Annotated in this window: 24 protein-coding genes; 10 read left to right on the top strand and 14 right to left on the bottom strand. The window is 67.2% G+C overall.

Features of this window, described 5'->3' with window-relative positions:
* Positions 1-624: 624 nt before the first annotated feature.
* From VZ068_RS03185 to VZ068_RS03150, 8 genes are all read right to left on the bottom strand, one after another.
* Entirely contained in the window at positions 625-1,599 is a 975-nt protein-coding gene (locus VZ068_RS03185) for a phosphatidate cytidylyltransferase (RefSeq protein WP_259167441.1), read from the bottom strand.
* Positions 1,596-2,228: a lysophospholipid acyltransferase family protein gene (locus VZ068_RS03180; protein WP_259155743.1), complete on the bottom strand. Its 633-nt coding sequence runs from the start codon at positions 2,226-2,228 to the stop codon at positions 1,596-1,598. Before VZ068_RS03180 ends, VZ068_RS03185 begins: the two co-directional genes overlap by 4 nt.
* Positions 2,225-2,869, bottom strand: a complete 645-nt coding sequence (locus VZ068_RS03175) for a CDP-alcohol phosphatidyltransferase family protein (RefSeq protein WP_259155746.1) — start codon at positions 2,867-2,869, stop codon at positions 2,225-2,227. The genes VZ068_RS03180 and VZ068_RS03175 overlap by 4 nt, the downstream gene beginning before the upstream one ends.
* Complete coding sequence (locus VZ068_RS03170; RefSeq protein ID WP_259167439.1) at positions 2,869-4,362, bottom strand: TIGR04222 domain-containing membrane protein; 1,494 nt, start codon at positions 4,360-4,362, stop codon at positions 2,869-2,871. Before VZ068_RS03170 ends, VZ068_RS03175 begins: the two co-directional genes overlap by 1 nt.
* Positions 4,359-4,802 (bottom strand): hypothetical protein, encoded by a 444-nt coding sequence (locus VZ068_RS03165; RefSeq protein ID WP_349656879.1) that lies wholly within the window; start codon positions 4,800-4,802, stop codon positions 4,359-4,361. Before VZ068_RS03165 ends, VZ068_RS03170 begins: the two co-directional genes overlap by 4 nt.
* Entirely contained in the window at positions 4,799-6,136 is a 1,338-nt protein-coding gene (locus VZ068_RS03160) for a phosphatase PAP2/dual specificity phosphatase family protein (RefSeq protein WP_259167438.1), read from the bottom strand. Before VZ068_RS03160 ends, VZ068_RS03165 begins: the two co-directional genes overlap by 4 nt.
* Positions 6,133-7,887, bottom strand: a complete 1,755-nt coding sequence (locus VZ068_RS03155; protein ID WP_349656878.1) for a bifunctional alpha/beta hydrolase/class I SAM-dependent methyltransferase — start codon at positions 7,885-7,887, stop codon at positions 6,133-6,135. The genes VZ068_RS03160 and VZ068_RS03155 overlap by 4 nt, the downstream gene beginning before the upstream one ends.
* 104 nt (positions 7,888-7,991) lie before the next feature.
* Positions 7,992-8,606, bottom strand: a complete 615-nt coding sequence (locus tag VZ068_RS03150; protein ID WP_349656877.1) for a CDP-alcohol phosphatidyltransferase family protein — start codon at positions 8,604-8,606, stop codon at positions 7,992-7,994.
* Positions 8,607-8,681: 75 nt separating this feature from the next.
* Here VZ068_RS03150 and purH point away from each other — a divergent pair, with 75 nt between their 5' ends.
* The 4 genes from purH to yccS all read left to right on the top strand — a co-directional run bounded on the left by purH (position 8,682) and on the right by yccS (position 14,983).
* Positions 8,682-10,265, top strand: coding sequence for a bifunctional phosphoribosylaminoimidazolecarboxamide formyltransferase/IMP cyclohydrolase (gene purH, locus VZ068_RS03145; RefSeq protein WP_349656876.1), 1,584 nt, complete (start codon positions 8,682-8,684; stop codon positions 10,263-10,265).
* A gap of 22 nt (positions 10,266-10,287) precedes the next feature.
* The gene (locus VZ068_RS03140) at positions 10,288-11,136 is read left to right on the top strand and encodes a hypothetical protein (RefSeq protein WP_349656875.1); all 849 of its coding nucleotides are present in this window, start codon (positions 10,288-10,290) and stop codon (positions 11,134-11,136) included.
* 34 nt (positions 11,137-11,170) lie between these two features.
* Entirely contained in the window at positions 11,171-12,466 is a 1,296-nt protein-coding gene (purD, locus tag VZ068_RS03135; protein ID WP_349656874.1) for a phosphoribosylamine--glycine ligase, read from the top strand.
* Positions 12,467-12,769: 303 nt separating this feature from the next.
* On the top strand, positions 12,770-14,983 hold the full coding sequence (gene yccS / locus VZ068_RS03130) for a YccS family putative transporter (protein WP_349656873.1): 2,214 nt from the start codon (positions 12,770-12,772) through the stop codon (positions 14,981-14,983).
* A gap of 152 nt (positions 14,984-15,135) precedes the next feature.
* Here the strand turns inward: yccS and VZ068_RS03125 are convergent, their stop codons facing one another.
* Positions 15,136-16,326, bottom strand: coding sequence for an MFS transporter (locus VZ068_RS03125; RefSeq protein ID WP_259167429.1), 1,191 nt, complete (start codon positions 16,324-16,326; stop codon positions 15,136-15,138).
* A gap of 97 nt (positions 16,327-16,423) precedes the next feature.
* Between VZ068_RS03125 and VZ068_RS03120 the strand changes: the two genes are divergently transcribed.
* The 5 genes from VZ068_RS03120 (at position 16,424) to VZ068_RS03100 (ending at position 20,578) form a co-directional block, all read left to right on the top strand.
* Positions 16,424-17,326, top strand: a complete 903-nt coding sequence (locus VZ068_RS03120; RefSeq protein ID WP_259155775.1) for a LysR family transcriptional regulator — start codon at positions 16,424-16,426, stop codon at positions 17,324-17,326.
* Positions 17,327-17,394: 68 nt separating this feature from the next.
* Positions 17,395-19,317, top strand: coding sequence for an MFS transporter (locus VZ068_RS03115; protein ID WP_349656872.1), 1,923 nt, complete (start codon positions 17,395-17,397; stop codon positions 19,315-19,317).
* 308 nt (positions 19,318-19,625) lie between these two features.
* The gene (locus tag VZ068_RS03110) at positions 19,626-19,970 is read left to right on the top strand and encodes a CD225/dispanin family protein (RefSeq protein ID WP_259167426.1); all 345 of its coding nucleotides are present in this window, start codon (positions 19,626-19,628) and stop codon (positions 19,968-19,970) included.
* Positions 19,970-20,380 carry a DUF2752 domain-containing protein gene (locus tag VZ068_RS03105; protein ID WP_349656871.1) on the top strand — a complete coding sequence of 137 codons (411 nt, stop codon included), beginning with the start codon at positions 19,970-19,972 and terminating at the stop codon, positions 20,378-20,380. Before VZ068_RS03110 ends, VZ068_RS03105 begins: the two co-directional genes overlap by 1 nt.
* Positions 20,381-20,398: 18 nt before the next feature.
* Positions 20,399-20,578, top strand: a complete 180-nt coding sequence (locus tag VZ068_RS03100; protein WP_349656870.1) for a hypothetical protein — start codon at positions 20,399-20,401, stop codon at positions 20,576-20,578.
* A 170-nt stretch (positions 20,579-20,748) separates the two neighbouring features.
* On the opposite strand, the gene VZ068_RS03095 is transcribed toward VZ068_RS03100, so the two are convergent.
* From VZ068_RS03095 to VZ068_RS03075, 5 genes are all read right to left on the bottom strand, one after another.
* The gene (locus tag VZ068_RS03095) at positions 20,749-21,642 is read right to left on the bottom strand and encodes a cobalamin biosynthesis protein (protein ID WP_349656869.1); all 894 of its coding nucleotides are present in this window, start codon (positions 21,640-21,642) and stop codon (positions 20,749-20,751) included.
* 133 nt (positions 21,643-21,775) lie between these two features.
* A complete protein-coding gene (nudC, locus tag VZ068_RS03090) occupies positions 21,776-22,675 on the bottom strand; it encodes an NAD(+) diphosphatase (RefSeq protein ID WP_349656868.1) in 900 nt (299 codons plus the stop codon).
* Positions 22,676-22,989: 314 nt separating this feature from the next.
* Complete coding sequence (gene erpA, locus VZ068_RS03085; protein ID WP_055853212.1) at positions 22,990-23,376, bottom strand: iron-sulfur cluster insertion protein ErpA; 387 nt, start codon at positions 23,374-23,376, stop codon at positions 22,990-22,992.
* Between the two features lie 80 nt (positions 23,377-23,456).
* Positions 23,457-23,906, bottom strand: coding sequence for a polymer-forming cytoskeletal protein (locus VZ068_RS03080; protein WP_104611740.1), 450 nt, complete (start codon positions 23,904-23,906; stop codon positions 23,457-23,459).
* Positions 23,907-23,909: 3 nt separating this feature from the next.
* Entirely contained in the window at positions 23,910-24,647 is a 738-nt protein-coding gene (locus VZ068_RS03075) for a DUF6776 family protein (protein WP_259155787.1), read from the bottom strand.
* A gap of 128 nt (positions 24,648-24,775) precedes the next feature.
* Between VZ068_RS03075 and VZ068_RS03070 the strand changes: the two genes are divergently transcribed.
* The gene (locus tag VZ068_RS03070; RefSeq protein WP_349656867.1) at positions 24,776-25,402 is read left to right on the top strand and encodes a DUF4126 domain-containing protein; all 627 of its coding nucleotides are present in this window, start codon (positions 24,776-24,778) and stop codon (positions 25,400-25,402) included.
* Positions 25,403-25,427: the final 25 nt, after the last annotated feature.

Here is a 25,427-nt window from a genome sequence, read left to right as displayed (position 1 = left end):
CGAGTCCAGATCGTCGGTCAGCCCCGCTGGACAACTTCCCCCGCAGCAGAAGACATGTTTGCATTACCGAAGACCAGGAGCAGGCCATGCATGCGGATATCGGATTTTTTTATCAATCTGCGACCGGCTACGGATTATGTTCGTCAGTGCGCCAGACGAGATTCAAACAATTTTGCGTGCCCATCAGATACCGCAGCGAAAGAACACCCGGGTAAACACGAATCGCCATCACCGCGTGCAACTAAGACTCCCCCGCCTCTGGCAAGGCTAGGCGAGGATTTATAATGAGAAGTGGGTGATTGAATGTCCGTGATCCGCCGTCGCCTTCAGCTAGTGCACTGTCCGCAGTTTCTAACTTGACGATCATGGTCCGGAGCAGTAACTGCTGTCCGCCAACCCGTGCGGCAGGTCGCAGGCCACTGATCGGCTGCCTGCACCTTGCTGCCAGCAACCAGAACCTCTTGCGACTGACTAACCGGCGAATATTCCAACGCAGCGTCGAAGGAATCGATCGTTGCGACGACTCAGGTGACGCTCCAAGCCCTGGCGGCAGCTCCGCCGACCGCGTCGTCTTTACCAAACCGATGCGCCGCTGCCAGCCCTGCGCCAAGGTTCGTCACACGCTTACGCCCAGCCGTAGCGGATCAGGTGGAAGAACACCGGGGCGGCGAAGCACACCGAGTCCAGCCGGTCCAGCACGCCGCCGTGGCCTTCGATCATGTGGCCCCAGTCCTTGATGCCGCGATCGCGCTTGATCGCCGACATCACCAGGCCGCCGAAGAACCCCATCAGGTTGGCCACCAGCGCCAGCCCGAAGGCATGCCATGGCGCGAACGGGGTGATCCACCACAGCGCCATGCCCAGCAGGCTGGCCGACAGCACGCCGCCGACGAAGCCTTCCACCGTTTTGGACGGCGACAGTTTCGGCGCGATCAGATGGCGGCCGGCCAATTTGCCCCAGACGTACTGCAAAACATCCGAGGACTGCACCACGATCACCAGGAAGGCGATCAACAACAGGTTGCGCCCGGCATACCCGGGGATTTCCAGATTCAGCAATGCGGGCACGTGCGAGATGCAGAACACGCTGATCATCAAGCCCCACTGCACCTTGGCAGTGCGCTCCAGATAACGCGTGGTATCGCCGCCGATGGTGGCCAGGATCGGCAACACCAAAAATGCATAGACCGGAATCAGCAGCGTGTACATGCCATACCAGCCGGTCCACACCAGCCCGTATTGCCACGGCAGCACGATGTAGAAGGCGGCCAACAAGGCGTAGTAATCGCCGCGCCGCGTCGGGGCGAGCGTGATGAACTCGCGCAGCGCAAACAACGACACCAAGGCGAACAGGCCGATCACCCCGGCGCGCCCGAACACGAATGCGATGCCGACCACCGCCGCCATCACCCACCAGGCGCGAATGCGCGCCACCAGGTTGTCCAGCACCGTGCTCGGGCGCGCGCGCGCGCGCCAACGCAGCGTTTCGGAAATCAGCGTGGCAATGATCAAGACCAGTGCGATGCCGCTGAACAACCACAACGTCTGCTGATGCATCGAAGACTGCTGCAACTGGCCACTGAAGACATAGGGATTCATGCGCGCGCCTCCAGTTGATCCGGCGACAACGCCAGCAGCGCCTCGCGCGCACGCGCCAGAAACGCGTCTTTGTCTTCGTCGGCATCCAGCCGCAACGGCGCGCCGAAGGTAGTGGTGCACAGCAACGGCAGCGGCAACCACTTGCCCTTGGGCATCACGCGTTTGAGGTTGTCGATCCACACCGGCACGAATTCCAGCTCCGGCCGTTGCCGCGCCAGGTGATACAGCCCGCTCTTGAACGGCAGCACGCCTTCGTCCGGGTTGCGCGTGCCCTCGGGAAACAGGATCAGCGAATCGCCGGCATCGATCGCATCGCACAGGCATTGGATCGGGTCGCGGGTGCGTTGCGCCGGGTTGCGTTCGATCAGCACGCCATTGAACACCGCGTGGATCAGATAGCGCCGCAGCGCGGTGCGTTGCCAGTAATCGGCTGCGGCCACCGGGCGCACTTCGTGTCGCAGGCTGGCCGGCAACGACGACCAGATCAGCACGAAATCGCCGTGGCTGGCGTGGTTGCCGTAATACACGCGGCGCTCGTTGGACGGCGCACAGCCGCGCCACAACGCGCGCGCGCCGGTCAAGGTACGGATGGCGCCGCTGCAGGCACGCGCAATCAAACGGGCAATCATGTCCACTCCAATGTGCGCACGATCATGCGCAGCCGCAGCACCACCGTCAGTAGCGCACCGGCGATCAACACCGCCAGCGCGCCGATCAATACCCATGCCGCGATGCGCGGCTGGCCCACCCACTGCCACGGCATCGCCAGCACGGTCGTCAGCGACAACCAGTGCATGCGCTGCACGCGTGCCATCGGCCCCTGCCGTGGCTCGGCGGTGCCACAGGCCAGGCCGAGCATGCGCACGTAGGCGGTGGCCACGCAGCACAACGCCGCTGCCCAACCCAGTTGCGCGGCCCACGGGATGCTGGCCTGCAGGCCGTAACCCAGCCCGACGCAGACCAGCACGTCCGACAGGCGGTCCGGCGCATCGTTGTAGACCTCGCCGGCGCGCGATACCAGCCGCGCCTGTCGCGCCAGCACGCCATCCAGGCGGTTGCACCACAGCCGCCCCTGCAGGCCGAGCAAGGCCAGCAGCAGCGGCGCGACGCCTTCGCGCGCCGGTGCGCTCAAGGCGATGTAGAACATCACCCCGGCCAGCGCCGCGAAGGCGATGCCGGCCCACGACACGCCGTTGGGCGTGGCGCCGCGTCCGCGCAAGGCGCGTGCCCAGCGCTGGCGTCGTTGCAACAGGGTCTGTCTGGGTTGCATCAGTCGCCTCCTCCACCGCAGCCACCACATCCACCGCCACCGTCTCCGCCGCTATCCCCACCGCCACTGTCGCCGCCACCGCCGCAACTGCTGCCGCTGCTGTCGGTATTGCCGGGCGTGGGCGCGCGCAGCGTGTGATAGCTCACCCATGGCGTGCCCACCAACGCGACGGTGCCGTACAGCGCCACCGCTTCGCCGGGATCGTTGCCGGTGCGCGCCGCGTCGGGCCTGACCGTCGATCTGCGCTCGCGCAGGTGCGCATCGCCGGCCCCGCTGCGGCGTACCGGCACCAGCAAGAATCCCAGCACCAGCATGCTGACCAGCACCATCAAGGCCAGCAGATAGCCCACCGGATAGCCCCCCTGCAGCCCGATCACCAGCTTGCAGGCGCCCAGGCCCCACAGCGCGGCCACGGGAAGGGCGCTCACCCCGCGCACCAGCAGCGCCGTGCGCCGATCCAGCAGCAACCCCTTGTCGATCAGGCGCTGCTGCACCGGTGCGGCCAGCGTGCGCAGCGACTGCCATGCCAGCACCGGATCCTCCCCATCGCGCACGCGTTGCAGTGCCGGCTGCAGCGCCACCGGCACTGCAACGCTGGGATCGCAACGTACCCACTTGCGCGCCTGCGCCTCCTCATCGCGCTGCAGATGCACCGCATCGCAGGCCAGCAAGCGGGCGAACAACAGATCGGCCACACGCCCGGCGCCACCGCTCAGACAGGCCAGTTCCAACGCATCGACCGCATCCACCGGCCGCAGATGCACGCTGCCGCGCAGGCGGCGCCGCAACCACGCCGATGCCGACCAGGCCAGGCCGATCCCCACCGCAAACAGCGCCAGGAAGCTGCTGCCGCGCCAGTGCAGCGGCGAGGCGACCTCACCGTTGCCGGCAACCACGCCAATCACCAGCGTCGCAACGGCCCAGACCAGCACCGTGCCGATGCGTGCGCCGCGCTGCGCGTGCATCGGCTCGCCGCGCAGGGCACGCAGGCTGGCCTCGGCAGCGTGCTGCTGCGCAGGCGTGGCTGCAGGCTGCGGCGATGGTGCAGGCCAGACCTGCACCGGCGGCGGCCCGAAGTGTGTGCGGTAGCGCTCCAGGGTCTGTCGATACTGCGCCTGGAAACGCGCAGCGTCGTCGCTGCCACCGCGTCCGGGCTGATGATGCAGCGTGGTCTGCAACACCTGTGGGCAGAACTGCTGCCAATACTCGCGGGTGTCGGTGAGATGGGTGTGCCAGACCTGGTCGACCAAGGGGCTGGGCGTCACATCCCGGGTATCGGTGCACGCCAGAAAACAGAAGCGCCGGTATTCGTCTACCGCTTGCTGCGCCTGCCCCACACTGCAGCGGGCCTGCTTGGCGACGCGCCGCACGAAGGCCGGCAACGCATCGGCATCGCCGCCAAAACGATACGCCTGCAAGCGCTGCCACAACGCCTGCTGCGCCGCGGTGGCCTGCATGGGTTCGGGCTGACCGGGGCCATGCGCGTCGCTCATCCGGATACCCGCAGTGCCAGTGCCGCGACCAACCACAGCAGCTGCGCCGCCACGCTCGCCAGTTGCCAGCGCAGCAAGCGGCGCATGCCGGCCCAGCGCGTCGACCAATCGCGTGTAGGCGGTAGCGTGGCGCGCAGGCCAATGGCATGCAGCGCCGTGTCGAGCTGTTGCGCAGCGTGGGTTTCGTCGCTGCCGCGCGCCATCTGCGCAATCACGCCCTCCAGCAGGTCGACATCCAGGCCCACGCGCAATGCCCAATAGCGCTGCATCAGCCCGGCCGATGCGCTGAGCGCAAAACTCAGTTGTATCAACGGCGGCGCCTCGGCAACACCCAGCAAGGCGATGGCGGCCGCCAGCAGCAGCAACGAGAACCGGTCCAGTGGCGCGCCCTGGCGCAACACCGCACGCATGGCTGCCAAGGTCATCGGGGATGTGTTCATTGCAGACTCCGCTCGGCCGCGCTGTCGTTGTCTGGGTGAGTCATGCACGCAGCCACGATGGCGGCGCGATGCTGCGCACCCAGCACGATCCAGGCGCATGCGGTGCGCAGCCGCGCGATGGCCGCGTCCACATCGCTGCTGCGGCCACTGCGCACCAACCAGGTCGCGACGCTGGCGGCGCTGCGCGAGTAGCCCAGTGCGCAGCACACCAGCACCGGGCCGTGCACGCGCGCCGCCTCGATCGCGGCGGCGGCGGCGCGCAGCTGCACAGGCGCAGGTGCCACCAGATCCAGCATCGGCAACGCGCGGTCCTGCGCGCGTGCCGCGTACAGGGACAGCTCCGCACTCACGTCGACCACCGCGGCGAAGGCTGCGCGCTGGCCGGGCAGCGGAATGCGCCCCAACCACACACCATCGCAGACCGCGCGCGGCAACGGGTCGCGCCGCGTCCATAGCCGCGAGTTGCACCAGGCCGCCAGCAGATACGGCGCATACAACCAGCGCGCAGCCAGACTCAGCCCGCCATCGCTGCGCTTCTGGAATCCGGGCGCGCCAAGCGCTGCATAGTTCAGCGCGACCAGCCCCAGCGACAGGCTCACCCACAGCACCCATAACCCGGCGCCGCCACTGCACAGCGCCGCCGCGGCGCTGGCGACTGCGCCGAGCAGATACAACGCGGCCAAACGCCAACGCCGCCGATCGCGCGCCAGTTGCGCCTGCGCAAACGGTGCGGCGATACGCTCCGGCCACAGCCACACGCACAGCCACCCCGCCGCAAGCCCGGTGGGGATATCCAGGAAATGATGTTGATACGTGGTCAGCACCGACACGCCGATCAAGCCGAACCAACCGTGCAACAGCCAGCGCCACACACCGGACAGATGCTGCCCATAGCGCACCCACAGCACCACCAGCAACACGATATGCAGCGACGGTGCCTGATTGAACGGCTTGTCGAAGCCCAGCAGCACGGCAAACAGCCAGCCGAACACACCCTGCGTGTCCGGGCGCACAAAGCTGTACCGCAACGGCCACAGCACAAAACACGTTACGCAGAGCACTTGCGCGCTGAGCAGGCGTAGCGCATGCGTATCCAGTTCGCGGCGGGTACGGCAGACAAAGAACGATGCGGCGTAGAACAGGTCGATCGTCCAGTACGGCACGATGGTCCACGGCCAGAACGGCATGCCGTGTTCCCAGCCGAACACCACCGACGGCACCTGCTCCGCGCGCCCGGCCAGCGTATTGGCCAGGCCATAACTGAGGAAGAAAAACGGCCCCAGCAACGCCAGCCAGAGCGCGGCACGACCGGTCGGGCGCGCGCCATGTGTCATGCGTCGATCCGCTGCGCCATCGACACGGTGAAGATGCCGAATGCATCGATCCGCTGCGCCACCTTGCGGAAACCTGCCGCCTCCACCAGCTCATCCATCTCCTGCTGGCTGCGCCTGCGCATCACCCAGGCCACGCCATCGCGGTGACTGGTGAGTGCGCGCGCGATGAATTCCAGCTGCGGATGCCACGGCTGGCCGGTGTAGAGCAGATACCCGCCCGGCTGCACCGCCGCCGCCAGGCCGGCCAGCGAGCGCGCCACCTGGTCGTTGTCGGCAAACAGTTCGTACAAGCCCGACACCACCGCCAGGGTGGGCGCCGGCTGCACCACAGCCAGGGCGGCCGGGTCGAACGCATCGCCTTGCTCGAAACGGGCGATGTCGCCGGCGCCGAGCGTGCGAATCAACTCGCCGCCCTGGGTGACGTTGAGCGGGCTGAAATCGCGCAGCACGATGGCATCGGCGCGTTGCGCACCGCTGCCGAGCGCCTGGAGCACATAACGGCCGTGGCCTGCGGCCACATCGAGCACGCGCACCGGCAGGCCCGCCTGGCGCAAGCGGCCTGCCGCATCGCGCAGCAGCTCGCCCAGATGCGCGCCACGGATGCGGATGCCACGCCAACCGATCGCATCGAGATAATTGCGGTCGATCATGCGCCCCAACGGGCCACGTCCACGCGCCTGATTGCGGTAGATGTAATCCAGCGTGCTGCCGGAATCGAAGCCGGTCTGCAGGCCCAATGCAATGCCTTCGGACAGCTTGCCGCCCAGACGCAAACCGGCACGCACGCCACGCCAGCGCAGGTCCTGCAGACTATTGCGTTGCGGCGGCCAGGCCAGACGTTCGGCTTCTTCAAAGCTGGGGCCGGCGCGATGCGCATCGCGCAATCGGGCGCGCAGCTGGGGCTGTGCGAAGCGCGCCTGGATAAAGGCGCGAATCGGCGCGATGGCCAGTGCGCGGTCGCGCTCGCCCAGGGTGTCGTGAAAAAACCCCGGTAGCCAATGCCGCTGCTTGATCGGCGAGCCCAGGTTCTCGTAGAACCGATCCTGCGGGCCGCGGTGCACCACGAAGTCCGAACCGGACACCAGCAACTGCGTCGGCACGGTGATCGCCTGTGCATCGGCCACCACGCGGTCGGCCGCCGCGTACAGGCCCAGCAGCACGCGGACCGAGATCGGACGGGTGATCAGCGGATCGGTGCGGTAGCTTTCCACGCGCTGCGCATCGTGGGTGAGCCACTGCGGCTTGACATAGCTGTTGACGAAAAAGTTGCCGCGCAGCGCATGCATCAGCGCCAGCCCGGCACGTGCGAACGGCACGTACAACTTGACCTTGAACGCCGGCGAGGCCAGCACCAGCGCGCGTAACGGCGGTGCGTAATCGTGCACCCAGGTAGCTGCAACCACCGCGCCCACGCTCTGCGCGACCAAGGCGATGTCCTGCACCGCGATGCCGTGCGTGGCGCATAGATGCGCGATGAAACTGTCCAGATCGCGCACCAGCGCCTCGAAGCCCGGTGCGTCGCCGCGCGCCCCTGGCGAGCGGCCGTTGCCGCGCGCGTCCCAGGCAAAGAATTGCGCATCGGGCAGGTTCAATTCTTCGGCCAGATGCATGACCCGGCCGGAGTGCTCATGCCCACGGTGCAGCAGCACCACCGACTTGGGCACGGCGCCTGCCAGCTGCGTCGGCCAATGCCGATAGAACAGCTGCGTGCCATCGAAACTGGCGAATTCCCGCTCTACGACATCACGCATCGGATCATCCTGAAATCAGTGAGAAAATGAGAGGCGCCCAGCGCCCAGCGCCCAGCGCCCAGCGTCCATGCGACGCGGCAGCGCATGCCGTTGCGCGATGTCGATCAGCGCGCCGCCGCCTCGGCCAGCCCGGCGCGTACCCGCCGCCACACCGTGGCGCCGCAGGCAAGGCCCAAGGCAATGGCGACCCAGGTCACCCCGCGCGCACCCAGCAGCCCGCAGGCCAGGCCAAGGCCCACCACGCCGATCACGAAGGCGCGGTCGCTCTTGCCCATCGGCCCGTCGTAGCGCCGACCGGCACCGACCATCAGCCCGAGCACGCCGGCGTATTCGGTCAGCGCCGCCAGCAGCGCAAACAGCCACAGCCAGTGCGCGCCCACGCCGGGCACACCGAGCAGGCTCAGGTATAGCGCCGCATCGGCCACCACGTCGCACAGCTCGTTGAGGTAGGCACCCAGGCGCGATTGCTGGCCGAACTCGCGCGCCAACATGCCATCGACCGCATTGAGCGCCATGCGCAGCAGCATCCACACCGGCAGCAACAGATACAGCAGCGGCCAGTTGGCGCCGGCGCGGTAGACCACCGCAGCCACCATCAACGACACCGCTGCGGCGATGAGCGTCACCTGGTTGGCGGTGATGCCGCCGCGGTAGAGTGCGCCAACCATGGGCCGCAGCAGGTCCTGGAAGCGTCCCTTCAGAGCATAAATCGAGGCCATACCAGTGGTTGAGTCCATTCGAGCGCTGGCGCAGCCTACAATATCGGCTGCCCCGCAACGACTGTCCCCTCACTCATGGCCTCCGATTTCCTGCCCGTGCGCCGGGCCCTGCTCTCCGTTTCCGACAAGACCGGCCTGATCGACCTGGCCCGCGCGCTGGTGGCGCGCAAGGTCGAGCTGCTGTCCACCGGCGGCACCGCCAAGGCGATCCGCGACGCCGGCCTGCCGGTCACCGACGTCGCCGACCTGACCGGTTTCCCGGAAATGATGGACGGCCGCGTCAAGACCCTGCACCCGCTGGTGCACGGCGGCCTGCTCGGCCGCGCCGGTGTCGATGAGGCGGTGATGGCCGAACACGGCATCGCGCCGATCGATCTGCTGGTGCTCAACCTGTATCCGTTCGAGTCGGTCACCGTCAAGACCGATTGCACGCTGGCCGATGCGGTGGAAAACATCGACATCGGTGGGCCGGCAATGCTGCGCAGCGCAGCCAAGAACTTCGCGCGCGTGGCGGTGGCCACCGACCCGTCGCAATACGCCGACCTGCTCGCAGAGCTGGAAGCCAACGACGGCCAGCTGTCGGCCGCCAAGCGCTTTGCGCTGTCGGTGGCTGCGTTCAACCGCGTGGCGCAATACGATGCGGCGATCAGCAACTATCTGTCGGCAGTGGCCGACAGCACGGAAACCGTGCCCACGCGCAGCCCGTTTCCGGCGCAGATCAATTCCAACTTCATCAAGGTCATGGACCTGCGCTACGGCGAGAATCCGCACCAATCCGGCGCGTTCTACCGCGACCTGTACCCGGTGCCGGGCACCCTGGCCACCTTTCAGCAGCTGCAGGGCAAGGAACTGAGCTACAACAACCTGGCCGATGCCGATGCGGCATGGGAATGCGTGCGTCAGTTCGATGCGCCGGCCTGCGTGATCGTCAAGCACGCCAACCCCTGCGGCGTGGCGGTGGGCGCGGCCTGCGGCGATGCCTACGAGCTGGCCTATGCCACCGACCCCACCAGCGCCTTCGGCGGCATCCTGGCCTTCAACAAGACGCTGGATGCGGCCACCGCAAAAGCCATTCTGGATCGCCAGTTCGTCGAGGTATTGATCGCCCCCGACTACGAAGCCGGCGCGCTGGAATACGCCACCAAGAAGGCCAATGTACGCGTGCTCAAGATTCCGCACGGCAATGGCTTGAACAACTACGACACCAAGCGCATTGGCTCTGGCCTGCTGATGCAGTCGGCCGACAACCGCGGCATGTCGCTGGGCGAATTGAGCGTGGTCACCCAGCGCGCGCCCAGCGACGCGGAACTGGGCGATCTGCTGTTCGCCTGGCGCGTAGCCAAGTACGTCAAATCCAACGCGATTGTCTACGCCAAGGACAGCCGCACCATTGGCGTGGGCGCCGGGCAGATGAGCCGCGTGGTCAGCGCCAAGATCGCCGCGCTCAAGGCCGAAGAAGCCAGGCTCACGGTGGCCGGCTCGGTGATGGCCTCGGATGCGTTCTTCCCGTTTCGCGACGGCATCGATGCCGCCGCCGCTGCCGGCATCAAGGCGGTGATCCAGCCCGGCGGCTCGATGCGCGACGGCGAAGTGATCGCCGCCGCCGACGAACACGGTATCGCCATGGTGTTCACCGGCGTGCGGCATTTCCGTCACTGAGCCAAACGACAAGGACAGGTCCATGGACCGATTGCGCTCTCTCGCCGCGATGGTGGCGGCTGCCGGCCTGCTTGGCGGATGCAAGCAGGATCCCGCGCCTGCTGCAGCGTCTGCCGCCGCGGCACCCGCTGCTGCGGCGGCCGTCACCACGCAACTGAGCCGCACCGAGCGCCTGGAGGGTTTCCTGCGCACGCGCTATGGCGCCAAGGCCGGCCTGGCGGCGAAGTGGAGCGGACAGGCCGACGGCTTCCAGGCCGACAGCCAGGTCTGCGCCGAGCAACCGGTGGTGGTCGGCGAGCAGGTACAGCAGCTGCTGGCGGTGTGCCACAGCCTCAGCGACGGCGGCCACGGCAATCCCGGGCTGATCGACTTTTTCGTGCTGCGCAGCGATGGCGACAACTTCAAGGTGGTAGCCGAAAAACTGTCCGACACCTTCGGCAGCGATGGCAATCCCGGTAGCGTCGACGTGCTGCGGCTGGGCAGCGATTTTTACGGTTTCATCGTGCACAGCTTCTGGATGGGCCAGGGCCTGATCCTGGAATCGCAGGATCTGGTGGTGCCCGGCCCCAAGGGGCTGGTGGGCGCCGGCTCGCTGCGCGCACATATCGACAACAGCGGCGCGCTGGCCTGCGACGACGAGGCGCGCGAGCCGGATCAAACCCAGGCGCAATGCATGGCCGAAGCGTTCGATATGGACTTCACCCTGGACGTGGACGGCAGCAACGCCCAGGCGCGCACCTGGCCGCTGCGCGTCCACGAGCACGGCAGCGATTGCGGGCAGACGCTGGACACCACGCATGTGTTCGCACTCGACCCCAAGACCTGGACCTACCCCTTCCCCAACGCTCTGCAGCGCGAAGGCTGCAAGTAGCGCGTCCTTTCCCCCGTCCTAGCGAGCAGCTCTCTTGAAAATCCTTGTCATCGGCTCCGGCGGCCGCGAACACGCCCTGGCCTGGAAGATCGCGCAGTCAGCGCGCGTGAGCGAGGTACTGGTGGCGCCGGGCAATGCCGGCACCGCCAGCGAGGCCAAGTGCCGCAATGTCGCGATCAAGGTCGACGATCTGGACGGCCTGCTTGCGCTGGCGCAGCGCGAAGCCGTCGCGCTGACCGTGGTCGGCCCGGAAGTGCCGCTGGTGCTGGGCGTGGTCGACCGTTTCCACGCGCTGGGCCTGCGCATCTTCGGGCCCACCGCCAAGGCCGCGCAGCTGGAAGGCAGCAAGGCCTTCGCCAAGGATTTTCTCGCGCGTCATGGCATCCCGACCGCGTATTACGCGGTGCACACCGAGGTGGACGCCGCGCTCGCGTATGTGCGCGAGAAAGGCGCGCCGATCGTGGTCAAGGCCGATGGCCTGGCCGCCGGCAAGGGCGTGATCGTGGCGATGACGCTGGCCGAGGCCGAAGACGCGGTGCGCGACATGCTCTCGGGCAATGCGTTTGGCGATGCTGGCGCACGCGTGGTGATCGAGGAGTTTCTCGATGGCGAAGAAGCCAGCTTCATCTCGATGGTGGACGGCAAACACGCCTTGCCGATGGCCACCAGCCAGGACCACAAGCGCGTCGGCGATGGCGACACCGGCCCCAACACCGGCGGCATGGGCGCGTACTCGCCGGCCCCGGTGGTGACGCCGGAAGTGCATGCACGCGTCATGCGCGAGGTGGTCGAGCCGACCGTGCAGGGCATGATCGCCGACGGCGTGCCGTTCACCGGGTTTCTGTATGCCGGACTGATGATCGACGCGCACGGCGCACCGAAGGTGATCGAGTTCAACGTGCGCTTCGGCGACCCGGAAACCCAGCCGGTGATGCTGCGCCTGCAGTCGGATCTGGTGGATCTGGTCGAAGCGGCCATCGACGGCACGCTGGACCGCGCGCAAGCGCACTGGGACCCGCGCCCGTCGCTGGGTGTGGTGATCGCGGCCAAACCGTATCCGGAGACGCCGGTCACCGGCGAGGTCATCCATGGCCTGGACGCGGTGCCCGCCAGCGCCAAGGTCTTCCACGCCGGGACCGCATTGAATGCCGACGGCCAGGTGCTCAGCGCCGGGGGCCGCGTGCTGTGCGTGGCCGCGCTCGGCGACAGCGTGCAGGACGCACAGCGCGCCGCCTATGCTGGCCTGCAACCGATCCATTGGCCCAACGCCTTTCAGCGCAGCGACATCGGCTGGCGTGCGATTGCGCGCGAACGGCAGGCGCAGGGCTAAGCAGCGTCCTTCCCCCGCTTGCGGGGGAAGGTGCCCGAAGGGCGGATGGGGGCAAGCACGGACATCTGCTGGTTGTCGGCCGAACAGAGCAACAGCTCGCTGGTGGTCGTCGAGAAGGCGGTGTTCAACAGGTTGCAAGGTCACCAGGCGCGGTAAGCGGCCGTGCAGCGGGGCTGTGGCGCAATCGCGCACACCGCTCCAGTGCGCATACCTGCCGGCTACTGACAAAGGACTAGCCCCTGTCCACACCGGCGGCGCGTGCCTGCGGCAATAATGTCCGGGCACGCTTGCCCATCAGAGACCGTGGCCACCACTTCCTTCGAAACCCGCCTCAGCCGCCTGTGGGCCCATGAAAAGGCCAGCTATGGCCTGCGCGTGTTCATCGCGCTGGCGGTGGCGATGGGCGTGTGCTGGCACTGGCAGCAGCTCACCGCGGTGCCGGCGCTGTTCCTGGGTGCGATCGCCAGCGCCATCGCCGAGACCGACGACAACTGGCTGGGCCGCATCAAGTCGGTGCTGCTGTCCTTGCTGTGTTTCGCCGCCGCTGCCGCGTCGGTGGTGCTGCTGTTTCCGTATCCGCTGGCGTTCGTGACCGGCATGGCGGTGGCAACCTTCTCGCTGACCCTGCTTGGCGCGCTGGGCGAGCGCTACGCCTCGATCGCACAGGCCACCGTGGCCTTGTCGATCTACGCCATGATCGGCATGGACCAGCACGGCAGCCACGATCCGCTGGTGGCCTGGCACGGCGCGGCGTTGCTGCTGATCGGCGCCACCTGGTACGGCGTGCTGTCGATCCTGTGGACCATCCTGTTCGCCAATCGCCCGGTACGCGAGCGGCTGTCGCGGCTGTTCTTCGAACTGGGCCGCTATCTCAAGCTCAAGGCCGACCTGTTCGAACCGGTACGGCAAAGCGACCTGCATGCGCGCCGGCTGGCGCTGGCCGAACAGAACGCCAAGGTGGTCGGCGCACTCAATGCCGCCAAGACCGCGATCATCAGCCGCTTCGGCCGCTCGGGGCGGCCGGGCGTGCAATCGGGCCTGTATTTCCGGCTGTACTACATGGCGCAGGAATTCCACGAGCGCGCCAGTTCTTCGCACTACCCCTACGAAGCGCTGACCGATGCGTTCTTCCACAGCGATGTGCTGTATCGCTGCCAGCGCCTGCTCGCTTTGCAGGGCAAGGCCTGCGCCGCCTTGGGCGAGGCGATCCGGCTGCGCCAGCCGTTCGACTATGGCGACAACAGCCGCCTGGCCACCGAAGACCTGCGGCAATCGCTGGACTATCTGCACGCGCGTGCCGACCCCGCCCTGGCGCGCCTGCTCGGCGCGCTGGAATTGCTGGTGACCAACCTGCAGAGCATCGAACGCAAGCTGTCGGAAGCGGCGCAATCCGACTCCACCAGCGACAACCTCGACACCCGCCTGCGCGATTCCTCGCCGCACACCCTGCGCGAGATGGCCGCGCGGCTTGGCCAGCAACTCACGCCCGGCTCGGTGCTGTTCCGCCATGGCCTGCGCATGGCCATCGCACTGGTGGCCGGCTACGCCATCATGCAGTCCATCCATGCCGACAACGGCTACTGGATCCTGCTCACTACCGCCTTCGTGTGCCGGCCCAATTACGGCGCCACCCGCCTGCGGCTGGTACAGCGCATCGCCGGCACCTTGATCGGCCTGGTCGCCACCTGGGCGCTGATGCAGCTGTTCCCCGGCACCGAAGTGCAACTGCTGCTGGCGCTGGCCGCTGCGCTGATCTTCTTCATCACCCGCACCGATCGCTACATGCTGGCCACCGCCGGCATCACCGTGATGGCGCTGTTCTGCTTCAACCTGCTCGGCGATGGCTTCGTGCTGATCTGGCCGCGCCTGATCGACACGCTGATCGGTTGCGCGATCGCCGCAGCCGCCTCGTTCCTGATCCTGCCGGACTGGCAGGGTCGCCGCCTCAACCAGGTGATGGCCACGGTGCTGGCCAGCTGCGCGCGCTACCTGACCCAGGTGCTGGAGCAATACGCCAGCGGCATGCGCGACGACCTGCCCTACCGCATCGCGCGCCGCGACATGCATAACGCTGACGCCGCCTTATCGGTGGCGCTGTCCAACATGCTGCGCGAACCGGGCCGCTATCGGCGCAACCTGGATGCGGGCTTCCGCTTCCTGGCGCTGTCCAACACCTTGCTCGGCTATCTGTCCGCGCTCGGCGCGCACCGCGCCGCGCTCGATGGCGAACACGATTCCCGCATTGCGCAGGCCGGCGACTATCTGCAGCGCGCGCTGGGCGACATCGCTGCCGCACTGAGCCAACGTCAGCCACTGCCGGCGCATGAAGAAAGCGAAGAACTGGCCATGGCCGAGGCGCTGGAGCAGCATGCCGTGCAGCTGCCGCCCAAGCAGCGTCTGGTGCGCGACCAGCTCGCACTCACCCTGCGCCTGCTGCCCAAGCTACGCGCCGCTGCGCTTGCGGTGACCGACGCGCCGGCCGAGAGTGCGGCGCGCCTGGCGGTGGGCACGCGCTAGCAGGCCCTTGCAGGCAGCGCGCCCCTGCCGGTCATCGGCAACGCCGCGCAGCGCGGCCGCGCCGGCTCGCCAGAACCACTGAAACGAGCTTCCGGGCGAAGGCGGCAATGCACAATGCAGCCTGCAACCGCGTCATTCTGTCTCCGCAGCGCTTACTTCCAGGTATGACGCGACACGCTCCACCCCACCCAGCCCAATGCGGCCACCGCCAGCACCGCCCCACCCATCACCACGCCGTTCCAGCCGGCCTGCGCATACGCCGCAGTGCCCAGTGTCGAGCCCACCGCACCACCGATGAAGTAGCAGGTGATGTAGGCCGAGGTAATGCGATTGCGCGCGTTGGGATTGCGCTGATAGATCACGCTCTGGTTGGCGATATGTACGCCTTGCACCGCGATATCCAGCAGCAGCACGCCGACGATCAGCAGCGCGATCGACTGCGGCGCAAATGCCAGCAATCCCCACGACAGCAGCAGCATCGCCAACCCGCCCCAGCTGACCCGATCGCCATGCCCGTGATCGGACCAATGACCCGAGCGATTGGCCGCCAGCGCGCCGGCCGCACCGATCAGGCCGAACAGCCCGATCACCGCCGTGCCATAGCCATACGCAGGCCCGGACAACAGGAACGCCAGCGTGGTCCAGAACATGCTGAAGCCGGCAAAGATCAGCCCACCCAGCACCGCGCGCGACCGCAGCACCGCATCGTCGCGCATCAGCGTCAGCACCGAGCCCACCAGCTGCGGATACGACAGCTGCGCATTGCCCGGATGCCGCGGCAGCCCGCGCCACAACAGCCAGGCCGTGACCAGCAATAAACCTGATGCGATCCAGTACACCGTATGCCAGCCGCCAACACCGGCCAGCACCCCGGCGGCGGTGCGTGCCAGCAGGATGCCCAGCAGCAAACCGCTCATCACCGTGCCGATCACCCGCCCGCGTTCGTGCGGGGCGGCCAGGGTCGCGGCGAACGGCACCAGGATCTGCGCCGCCACCGAACTGGCGCCAGTGACAATGGTGCCCACCAGCAACACCGCGAAGCTGTGCGAGCTCGCGCTGATCAGCAGGCCCAGCGCGCTGAGCACGAACAGCCCCACGATCAGGCTGCGCCGCTCCAGCCGGTCGCCCAGCGGCACCAGCAACAGCAAACCGGCCGCATAGGCCAGCTGCGCCGCGGTCACCACTGCCCCGGCGCTGCGCACCGGGATCGTGAAGGCCTGCGCCAGCGTTTCCAGCAGGGGCTGGGCATAGTAGTTGCTCGCTACCGCCAGCCCGGTGGCGGCCGCCATCAGCAGCACCAGACGGCGCGGCAAGGGCGGGTGGGAGGCGGAGTCGACAGTCATGGCAGGTGCCTGGTCAAGGAAGGGGCGCAGTGTGGCCAACGGCAAGGCATCTTTCCAATGTATTGTTTTCACTGTCGCCATCGTGTTTCGAGATCGCATGCTGACCCTGCGCCAACTGGAATTCGCCGTGGCCGTGGCCGACGAAGGCGGCTTCACCGCCGCCGCCCGTCGCTGCAACACCGTGCAATCGGCGCTCAGCCACCAGGTTGCCAAGATCGAGGAAACCCTCGGTGCGCGCCTGTTCGAACGCGGCACCCGCCGGGTACGGCCTACCGCAGCCGGCGACGTCTTCCTGCACAACGCCCGCCAGACCCTGCGCGCAGCCGAGCGCCTGCACGAGGAAATGGCCCAGGCACTGGGTACCGTGCGCGGCCGGCTCACGCTTGGGCAGATTTCCTCACTGAGCACGGTGCAGGTGCCGACGCTGTTGCGCGCGTTTCGCAGTGCGCATGCGCGGGTGGACGTGCACTTGCGCACCGCCATGAGCGAGGCCTTGCTGCACGACCTGGGCGAAGGCCGCCTGGATGTGGCCCTGGTCGGCGTCGGCCCGCAGGTCGCGCTGCCGGAGCAGCGTCTGCTCCTGCACGAAGAACCGCTCGCCCTGATCGTCGCCCCCGGCCATCGCTTCGCCGCGCGCAAGCGGGTGGCGCTGGCCGAGCTGGACGATGAGCCCATGGCCGGGTTGATTGCCGGTGCCGGGGTGCGCGGCATCGTCGACGCGGCCTTCGACCAGGCCGGGCTGCGACAGCGCCGGCAATACGAAGTCACCCACGCCGATCTGATGCGCGAGCTGGTGGCCGCCGACCTGGGCGTGGGCATCGTGCCGCAGACCATGGCCGCGGCCATGCGCGAGGTGGTGACGGTTGCGCTGAAGGAGCGCTTCGGTTTCTTGACCTACGCGGTATGGCGCCCCGACCCCACCCCGGCCGCACGCGCGTTCGTGGCACTGCTGCGTGCCCAGGCAGCGCAGCGTGCGCCATCGCCTGGCCGGTCGCGCTAGGCGCACGGGCCATCCACCAGCACGCCGTGGAAGCCTGCTAGGCTGCGCGCGTTCGCAAAGGAAACTGCATGTCCGGTCACAGTCAGTTCGCCCTGCTCAGGCAGCGCCGCTTCTTGCCGTTCTTCGCTGTCCAGGCACTGGGCGCGTTCAACGACAACGTCTATCGGCAGGCCATCATCGGCCTGTTGTTCTATCTCGGCATCGATGCGGCGCAGCGCACGCTGTACACCAATCTGGCGCCGGCATTGTTCATCCTGCCGTACTTCCTGTTCTCCGCGCTGGCCGGCCAGATCGCCGAAAAACTGGAGAAGCAGAAGCTCATCGTGATCACCACCACGATGGAGATCGCCATCATGTCGCTGGCGGCGGTGGGCTTTGTCACCGAGAACATGGCGATCCTGCTGATTGCGCTGTTCTGCACCGGCCTGCAGTCCACGCTGTTCGGGCCGGTGAAGTATTCGATCCTGCCTTCGGTGCTCAAGCCCGAGGAACTCACCGGCGGCAACGGCCTGGTCGAGATGGGCACCTCGATCTCGATCCTGTGCGGCATGATCTTCGGCGGGCTGATCTTCCAGATCGCCGGCAGCCACGGCCCGGAGGCCGCAGCCACCGCGGTCATTGCCATTGCCGTCACCGGCAACCTGGTGGCGCGGCTGGTGCCCAGGGTCGATGCCGGCGCACCCGAGCTAAAGATCAACTGGAACCCCATCCCCGAATCGCGCGCCATCATGCGCCTGACCCGGCGCACGCCGGCGGTGCGCAACTCGGTGCTGGGCGTGTCGTGGTTCTGGTTCGTCGGCACCGTGCTCACCGCGCAGCTGCCCACCTACGCGCAGCTCAACCTCGGCGGCCAGCAGGACCTGTACGTGTTCGCGCTGGCGCTGTTTTCGATCGGCACCGGCGTCGGCTCGCTGCTGTGCGAACGGCTGTCCGGACGCACCGTGGAAATCGGCCTGGTGCCGCTGGGCGCGTTCGGCATCAGCGCCTTCCTGCTGGACCTGTATTTCGCCCGCCCCGGTGCCGCGCCGGTGAGCGGCCTGTCGATCGGCCAGTTCGTGCAGCAGGCCGGCAGCCTGCGGCTGATCATCGATCTGGTCGGCATCGGCCTGTTCACCGGTCTGTTCGTGGTGCCGTTGTTCGCGCTGATCCAGAGCCGCACGCCCAAGGCCGAACTCTCGCGCGTCATCGCCGGGCTCAACATCCAGAATTCGTTGTTCATCGTGGCCGCCGCCATCATCGGCATCGCACTGCAGCTGCCGCAGGTGGTGCTGTTCGGGCACCGCATTCCGATGCCGGGGCTGAGCATTCCGCAGGTGTTCCTGGCGCTGGCCATCGCCAACACGTTGGTGGCGCTGTGGATCTTCACCCTGGTGCCCGAGTTTTTGATGCGCTTTCTCAGCTGGGTGCTGGTGAGCGTGCTGTATCGCCTGCGCGCGCGCGATATCGACACCCACGTGCCCGACGACGGCGCCGCGTTGCTGGTGTGTAACCACGTCAGTTACATGGACGCGCTGATCCTGTCGGCAGTGATCCCGCGCCCGGTGCGCTTTGTCATGTACTACAAGATCTTCCGCATCCCGGTGATGCGCTGGATCTTCCGCACCGCCAAGGCGATCCCGATCGCCGGCGCGCGCGAAGACCCGGCACTGATGCAGCAGGCCTTCGACCGCATCGATGCCGCGCTGGCCGATGGCGAACTGGTCTGCATCTTCCCCGAAGGCGCGTTGACCAAAGATGGCGAGATTGCCGCGTTCAAATCCGGTGTCGAAAAGATCCTGCGGCGGCGCAAGGTGCCGGTGATTCCGATGGCGCTGCGTGGCATGTGGTCGAGCATGTGGAGCCGGCGCGACACACGCCGGGGACGCATGCGGGTGCCGCGCCGGATGCGCGCGCAGATCGAAGTGGTGGCCGGCCCCGCCATTGCCGGCGACCAGGCCACTGCCGCATTGCTCGAACAGCAGGTCCGCGCACTGCGCGAGGACCGACCATGAGCCGCATGGGCGCGGGCTTTGCGTCCGTCGCGCACCGCGAGTAGCCTGTGCGCCACTGCACGCTTTGCCGCCGCGTTCGCCAAGCGGACGCGGCCAGTCGTACCGGGGGACGTCGTCGTGCTCAATCTGGTGTCTGAGACATCTGCCGCAACCGGCAGCCGTCGTGCCTGTCGGCAGCGCGCGGTGGCAGCGCTGCAGCGCGGTCCTGCAGGCACGACGCACGCTGCCATCGCTCGCGCTGCCGCCGCCCTTCCCATCCCCACGCACCCGATCCGTTCGTTGTCGTTTACCACCCAAGGAGCTTCACCATGAGTGCCATCCCACCGCCGATCCATCCCTCGTCCAGCGCCGCACCCGGCCCGGTGCCCAATCACCTGATCTGGGCGATCGTCTCCACCGTGCTCGGCTTCTGCCTGTGCTGCCCGGCCCTGATCACCGGCATCGTGGCGATCGTGTTCTCCAGCAAGGTCAACGGCCTGCTCAACCAGGGCGACATCGACGGCGCGCGTCGCGCCTCCAACACCGCCAAGACCTGGTGCATCGTGACCAGCGTGCTGGCCGCGATCGGCCTGCTGATCAACATCGGCATGGTCGCCACCGGCGGCATGCAGGGCTACATGGATTACATGCAGCAGCTGCAACACATGCAGTAATGGAGCTGCGTCCACGCCATTGGCTTGGACTGGGGGCGGCCACCAGCGTGGCCGCCTTTGGCGTGTCGCTGCTGTACCGCTTCGACCCGAACGCGAGCAACAGCCCGTTCCCGCCGTGCGTGTTCCGCGCCGTCACCGGCTGCTACTGCCCCGGTTGCGGCATGACCCGCGCGCTGTACGCGCTGGTGCATTTCGATCTTCCCGGCGCCTTCGCCATGAATCCGGCCGCCGTGCTCGGCCTGTTCACCCTGCCCGGCCTGCTCGCCTGGAAAGCCGGCTGGCGCGCACGCTGGTTCGCACCGGTGGTGAGCGTGATGTCCGAACCCAAGTTCTGGTTGTGGGCACTTCCCACGTACTGGATTGCACGGAATCTGCCGTGGTACCCGTTTACGCTGCTTGCGCCGGGTTAAGCCGGAAAGGACCACGCAGTGACGCTGCAAGAAGAAGCAGACCGCGTTACCGCGCTGCTCGCCGGAAAGATTGTTCAAACGGTCTGGCGTCACCGATCCGGGGAGCTCGTTATCCAGTTTACCGATGGAACTCGGATCTTCGCTGATGTCAGAGAAGGGGCGCTTGAGCTTTCGATTACTGGTTGCAGCAATGACTAAGAGGCAGCCTGTAATCGGATCGTTGCTCCAACAACTGCGTAGATTGAACGCGATGTTCGAATCGCGTTGATGCAGGCCTCGATAGAGAACAGCTGCGTGATCAGTTGGTGCTTTACGAGTCGCTGCGCGCAGCCTTCTGCAATGCTCACACGTGACAATGCGTGCACCGCTTACCGCACCCACCCGGCAATCACCAACAACGCCAGCACCACCATCCACAGCAGCAGCACGCGCCAGACCAGGCTCATTGCATCGCGCACTTCCGGCAGCCGGCGCCAGACCGGCACCAGTCCCGAGTCGGTGTAGTCGTGCGCTTCTTCGCGTAGCTCGGCACTGACGCTGGCACGCGCAACCGCACCGAGAAAATGCGGCTCCAACGTCCAGCGATTTCCGTGCGCCTGCCGCCAGGCGCGAAACACCGTCTCGAAATTGCCCACCAGCGCCATCGACACCGTCATCAACTGCGCCACCGGCCATTCCAATGCGGCCAGCAGCCAGCGCGCGCCGGCAAGGTTGCGTGGAGGTAGCAGCACGGCCAGCGGGCTTTCCACCGCCAGCGCAGTCAGGCGATACACCACCGCGCCGAACGGGCCCAGCAACAGAAACCACCACAGCACCGCAAACCAGCGCCGCAGGCCGTTGACCACCACCGCTTCGACCAGCGATGGCGCATCCTCGTGCACGCTGCCGCCGGCAGCCTGCAACTGCGAGATCGCGTCGCGTCGCGCACCCGGCGCGTCGGCATCGATCACCGCCTCGACATCGCGGTCCAGATCGCGCGGGCCCCAGGTCCAGGCCAGCACCGCTACGCCGAACAGCAGCGACAGGAATCCGTGCCAGACATCGTCCAGCAACCACTGCAGCACGATCGCCACCAGCAGCACCGGCAACAGCGCAAGCAGGAATCCGTAGCGGCCCTGCCAGGCGCCACGCCCGGCAGCATGACTGTCCAGCCGGCGCAGCCAATGGCCAAACCATTCAAAACGGCGCAGCCTGGCCACCTGCGCCGGGACCAGATGGCCCAGCGTGAGTGCGACGACGACGGCAACCAGGGTGGTGAACATAGGTGTCCCTCCTCAGCCGAGTCTAGCCGAGCGGGCACAACCGCCCTGTAACGCGTTTCGCGTACCGGCACCGCACGCAACCGCCAGCGGCGCCGGAGCGCTTGCCAGCAGCATGCGCTTGCAGCCGGCGCCGTCAGCCATGGGTGCGATACCAGTGCTCGATCAGAGCGCGCGCAATCGAAATCGCAGGCGGCAGCCCGATCCCGTCGTCACCACCTTGTCCAGCCAGCGCTGCGCCGACCTCGGCATGGCTCACCCAGCGCGCATCTTCCAGTTCACCGGTCACCTGCGGCACTTCGGTTGCGGCCGCATGCGCGGTAAAGCCCAGCATCAGCGCCCCCGGGAACGGCCACGGCTGCGCACCGACATAGCTGCAGTGCTGGATCCGCACGCGGGTTTCCTCATGCACCTCGCGCGCCACCGTCTGTTCCAGCGACTCGCCCGGCTCCACGAATCCGGCGATCACCGAATAACGCCGCGGCGCCCAGCTCGCCTGGCGGCCCAACAGCAACCGTTGTCCGTCGCTGACCGCAACGATGATCGCCGGGTCCACGCGTGGGTAGTGCTCGGTCTGGCACTGCGTGCAATGCGCGATGAAGCCGGCGCGGCGGAACACGATCGCCCCGCCGCACACGCCGCAAAAGCGCGTGCGCGACTGCCAGTGCAGCATGGCCCGCGCATACGACGCCGTCGTGGCGATCTCCGCCGGCCATTCGGCCGCTGCCTGGCGCAGATCCACCCGCTGCGGCGCCTTGATGTCGAGCGGGTCGGCCGACAGGCAGAACCAGCCCCGGCCATCGCGCACGCCCAGGAAGATCGCCGCCTCCGGACTATCGGCAAGCGCTGCGCCCTGCAGCAACAACGGCTGCCCCTGCGCATCGGCCAGGGCGGTGCCCTTGGCGTCGATCAACAGCACCTGGCCTTGTGGCCACAATTGCGCCAACGCGGCGGGATCGTCGCGCAAGGCATCGCCACGATCGAGCGGCGCATGGGTGAAGGCAAAACCGGACAACGGAAGAGTAGATGCTGGCATCGGCGCAAGCCTGCCGATAATTGGCGACACCCGCAACCGGCAGCGCATGATGATCGGCCCAGGCGCGCAGTGGACGCTCGCACTTGTTGCAGGTCGCCGGTGAAGACAAGCGGTTCGACCATGCCGGCGCCGTGCGCCCGCAGCGCCGATCTATCGAAACGCGCTTGCGTGCTCTGCTGCGTCGATCTTCGCAGCGGTGCTGAGCAATTGCGCTGGATCAGCGCACCTCGGCCAGCCGTGCTGCAGGCACCCGTCGACGCAACAATGCACCGACAAACGATCGCAAGCACGCGACCGAAACCGGCCGAACAGCCTCAGACGCTGAAGCTGCTACCGCACCCGCAGGTGGTCTTGGCGTTGGGATTGCGGATCACGAACTGCGCGCCGGTCAGGCTCTCGGTGTAGTCCACCTCGGCGCCCATCAGGTATTGCAGGCTGAGCGGGTCGACCAGCAGCGTCACGCCATCGGTGGCCACGGCCAGATCGTCTTCGGCGCGGTTCTCGTCGAATTCGAAACCGTACTGGAAGCCGGAACACCCGCCTCCCTGGATATACACGCGCAACGCCAGCTCGGCGTTGCCCTCTTCCTGGATCAGCTCGCGCACCTTGGCGGCGGCGGCTCCAGAAAAGTTCAGCGGCCGGTCGATGGACTGATAGTCCGGGGCCGGGGCGGCAGTGGGAAGCGAAACGAGCGTACTCATGGCGTCAGCATGGGGGCCAGGCGGCCCCACTTCAAGCAGGCCGTGCCGGCCAGACGCTCCGGCTTCAGCCGCGCGCCCGCTCAGGCCTCTGCGGTTTCGGCCTGCAGGGCCTTGGCCGGCTCGGTGCGGCTGGCTTCCGGGGCTGGCAAAGCGGCGGTCGCGCCTGCGGTGGCGGCATGGATCAACCGCCCGGTGAGCTGCGCGCCGGCGCTCATTTCCACCACCTGGTAGTGCACGTTGCCCTGCACCCGCGCATTGGCTGCCAGTTCGACCCGCTCGGCCGCATGCACGTCGCCGGTCAGCTGACCATTGATGATCACGATCGGCGCACGCACTTCGCCCTCGATGCTGCCTTGCTCGGCCACAGTCAAGGTGGCGCTGGCGCCTTCTTCGGCAATCACCTTGCCCAGGATGCGGCCTTCCACATACAGCCCGCCACTGAACATCAGGTCGCCGCGGATCACCACCTGCGGCCCGATCAAGGTATCGACCACGGTCTGCGCACCACGGTTGGATTTGTTTCCGAACATGAGCTACTCCCCCGCGCCATTGCCGGCGACTTTCCAATCGAATGTCTGATTGACCGGCGCCCCATCGCCGCTCAGGGAGATTTTGACACGTTGCGGGGTGAAATCCTTCGGCAGGATCACGCTGCCGTCCAACTGCTGGAAATAGCGGAACGAATACGGCTGAGCGGCGGCCTCGGGCTTCTGGTGCAGCTCGTTCCAGCTCACCGTCACCAGCTTGCCGGAACGCACGCCCTCCACCGCAAAGCGCAGCTGCCCCTGACTGATCGCGCCGCGGTTGAGGTTCTGGGTCAGCACGACGCTGTAGTTCCAGGTGCCGCCGGCCTCGGCGGTGAACTGCACCGAGTGCGCGTTCAGCCCCTTGCGCTGCGCAGTGGAACCCACCAGCCGCTCATAAAAGGCCACATCGGCGCGCAAGGCGGCGATCTGTTCGTCGCGCTCGGCCAGCGAGGCCTGCACTTCGGTATTGGCCGCGCGGCTGATCTTGTCGGACATCGCCAGATTGACCTGGCGCTGCTGCAATTGTTCGATCAGCTTGCGCTGCTGGGCCTGGCTGCGCTGGGCCTGCTGCAACGCCGTCTCGGCCTCGACCAGGCGCGGCGCCGCAGTGCGGCTGGCCATCCACCACACCCCGCCCAGGGAGGCCAGCCACAGCAGGACGATCACGATCCACAGCCAGCGGCCGCTGGAAGGGCCACCGCCCGGCTCCCGTTGGACGATCTGAACGCGTGCGGCTGGTCTCATGGGCATCGGGTCCGGACGGGCCGGCGCTGTGGGCGGCGACGTAGTGTGCCAGAGCCTCAGCGGCGGTCACGCTGGCGCTCGGCCGGCGGTTATCCGATAGTTCCGTATTGTTCGCAGGAAGCAACGCCATGAGCGAAGCCCATCTGTTCGTGATCGGCATCCTGCTGGCCTGGCTGGCCGGCATCCGCGTCTATCTCACCGTGTTTGGCGTCGGCCTGGCCGGCCTGCTCGGCTGGATCGAGCTGCCGCCGGCGCTGCATCCAGCGCAATCATGGTGGGTGCTGGGCACATCCGGTGCGCTGGCGGTGGCCGAATTCTTCGCCGACAAGATCCCCGGCGTGGATTCGGGCTGGGACCTGCTGCAGACGCTGGCACGGGTGCCGGCCGGCGCATTTCTGGCCGCAGCCACGCTGTCGCCGGACGGTGATCTGAGCACGGGCGTGCTGGCCGCCGGCGCCGGCGTGGCACTGACCAGCCACACCCTCAAGGCCGGCACCCGCGCCTTGCTCAACACCTCGCCGGAACCGGCCAGCAACTGGGTCGCCTCGCTGGCCGAAGACACCATCGCTACCACCGCGTTGGCGCTGGCCCTGGCGCATCCATGGTTGGCATTGGGTCTGGCGGTGGGGTCCAGCGTGTTGGTCGCGCTGGTGGTGTGGTGGGCCTGGCGCTTGCTGTGGCGTGGCATGCGCCGGCTGGTCGCGCCGATGCGCCCGGCAAGCACGCCGGCTGCACGCCGCTCACCGCTATCGTGAAGTTCATCGCATAATCATCGCGACT

Origin of the sequence: Xanthomonas sp. 10-10 (genome assembly GCF_040182365.1) — a bacterium.
In the GTDB taxonomy this organism is placed as follows: domain Bacteria; phylum Pseudomonadota; class Gammaproteobacteria; order Xanthomonadales; family Xanthomonadaceae; genus Xanthomonas; species Xanthomonas arboricola_F.
The sequence above is the reverse complement of the archived record's forward strand: the minus strand, read 5'-3'. Positions and strand labels throughout refer to the sequence as shown.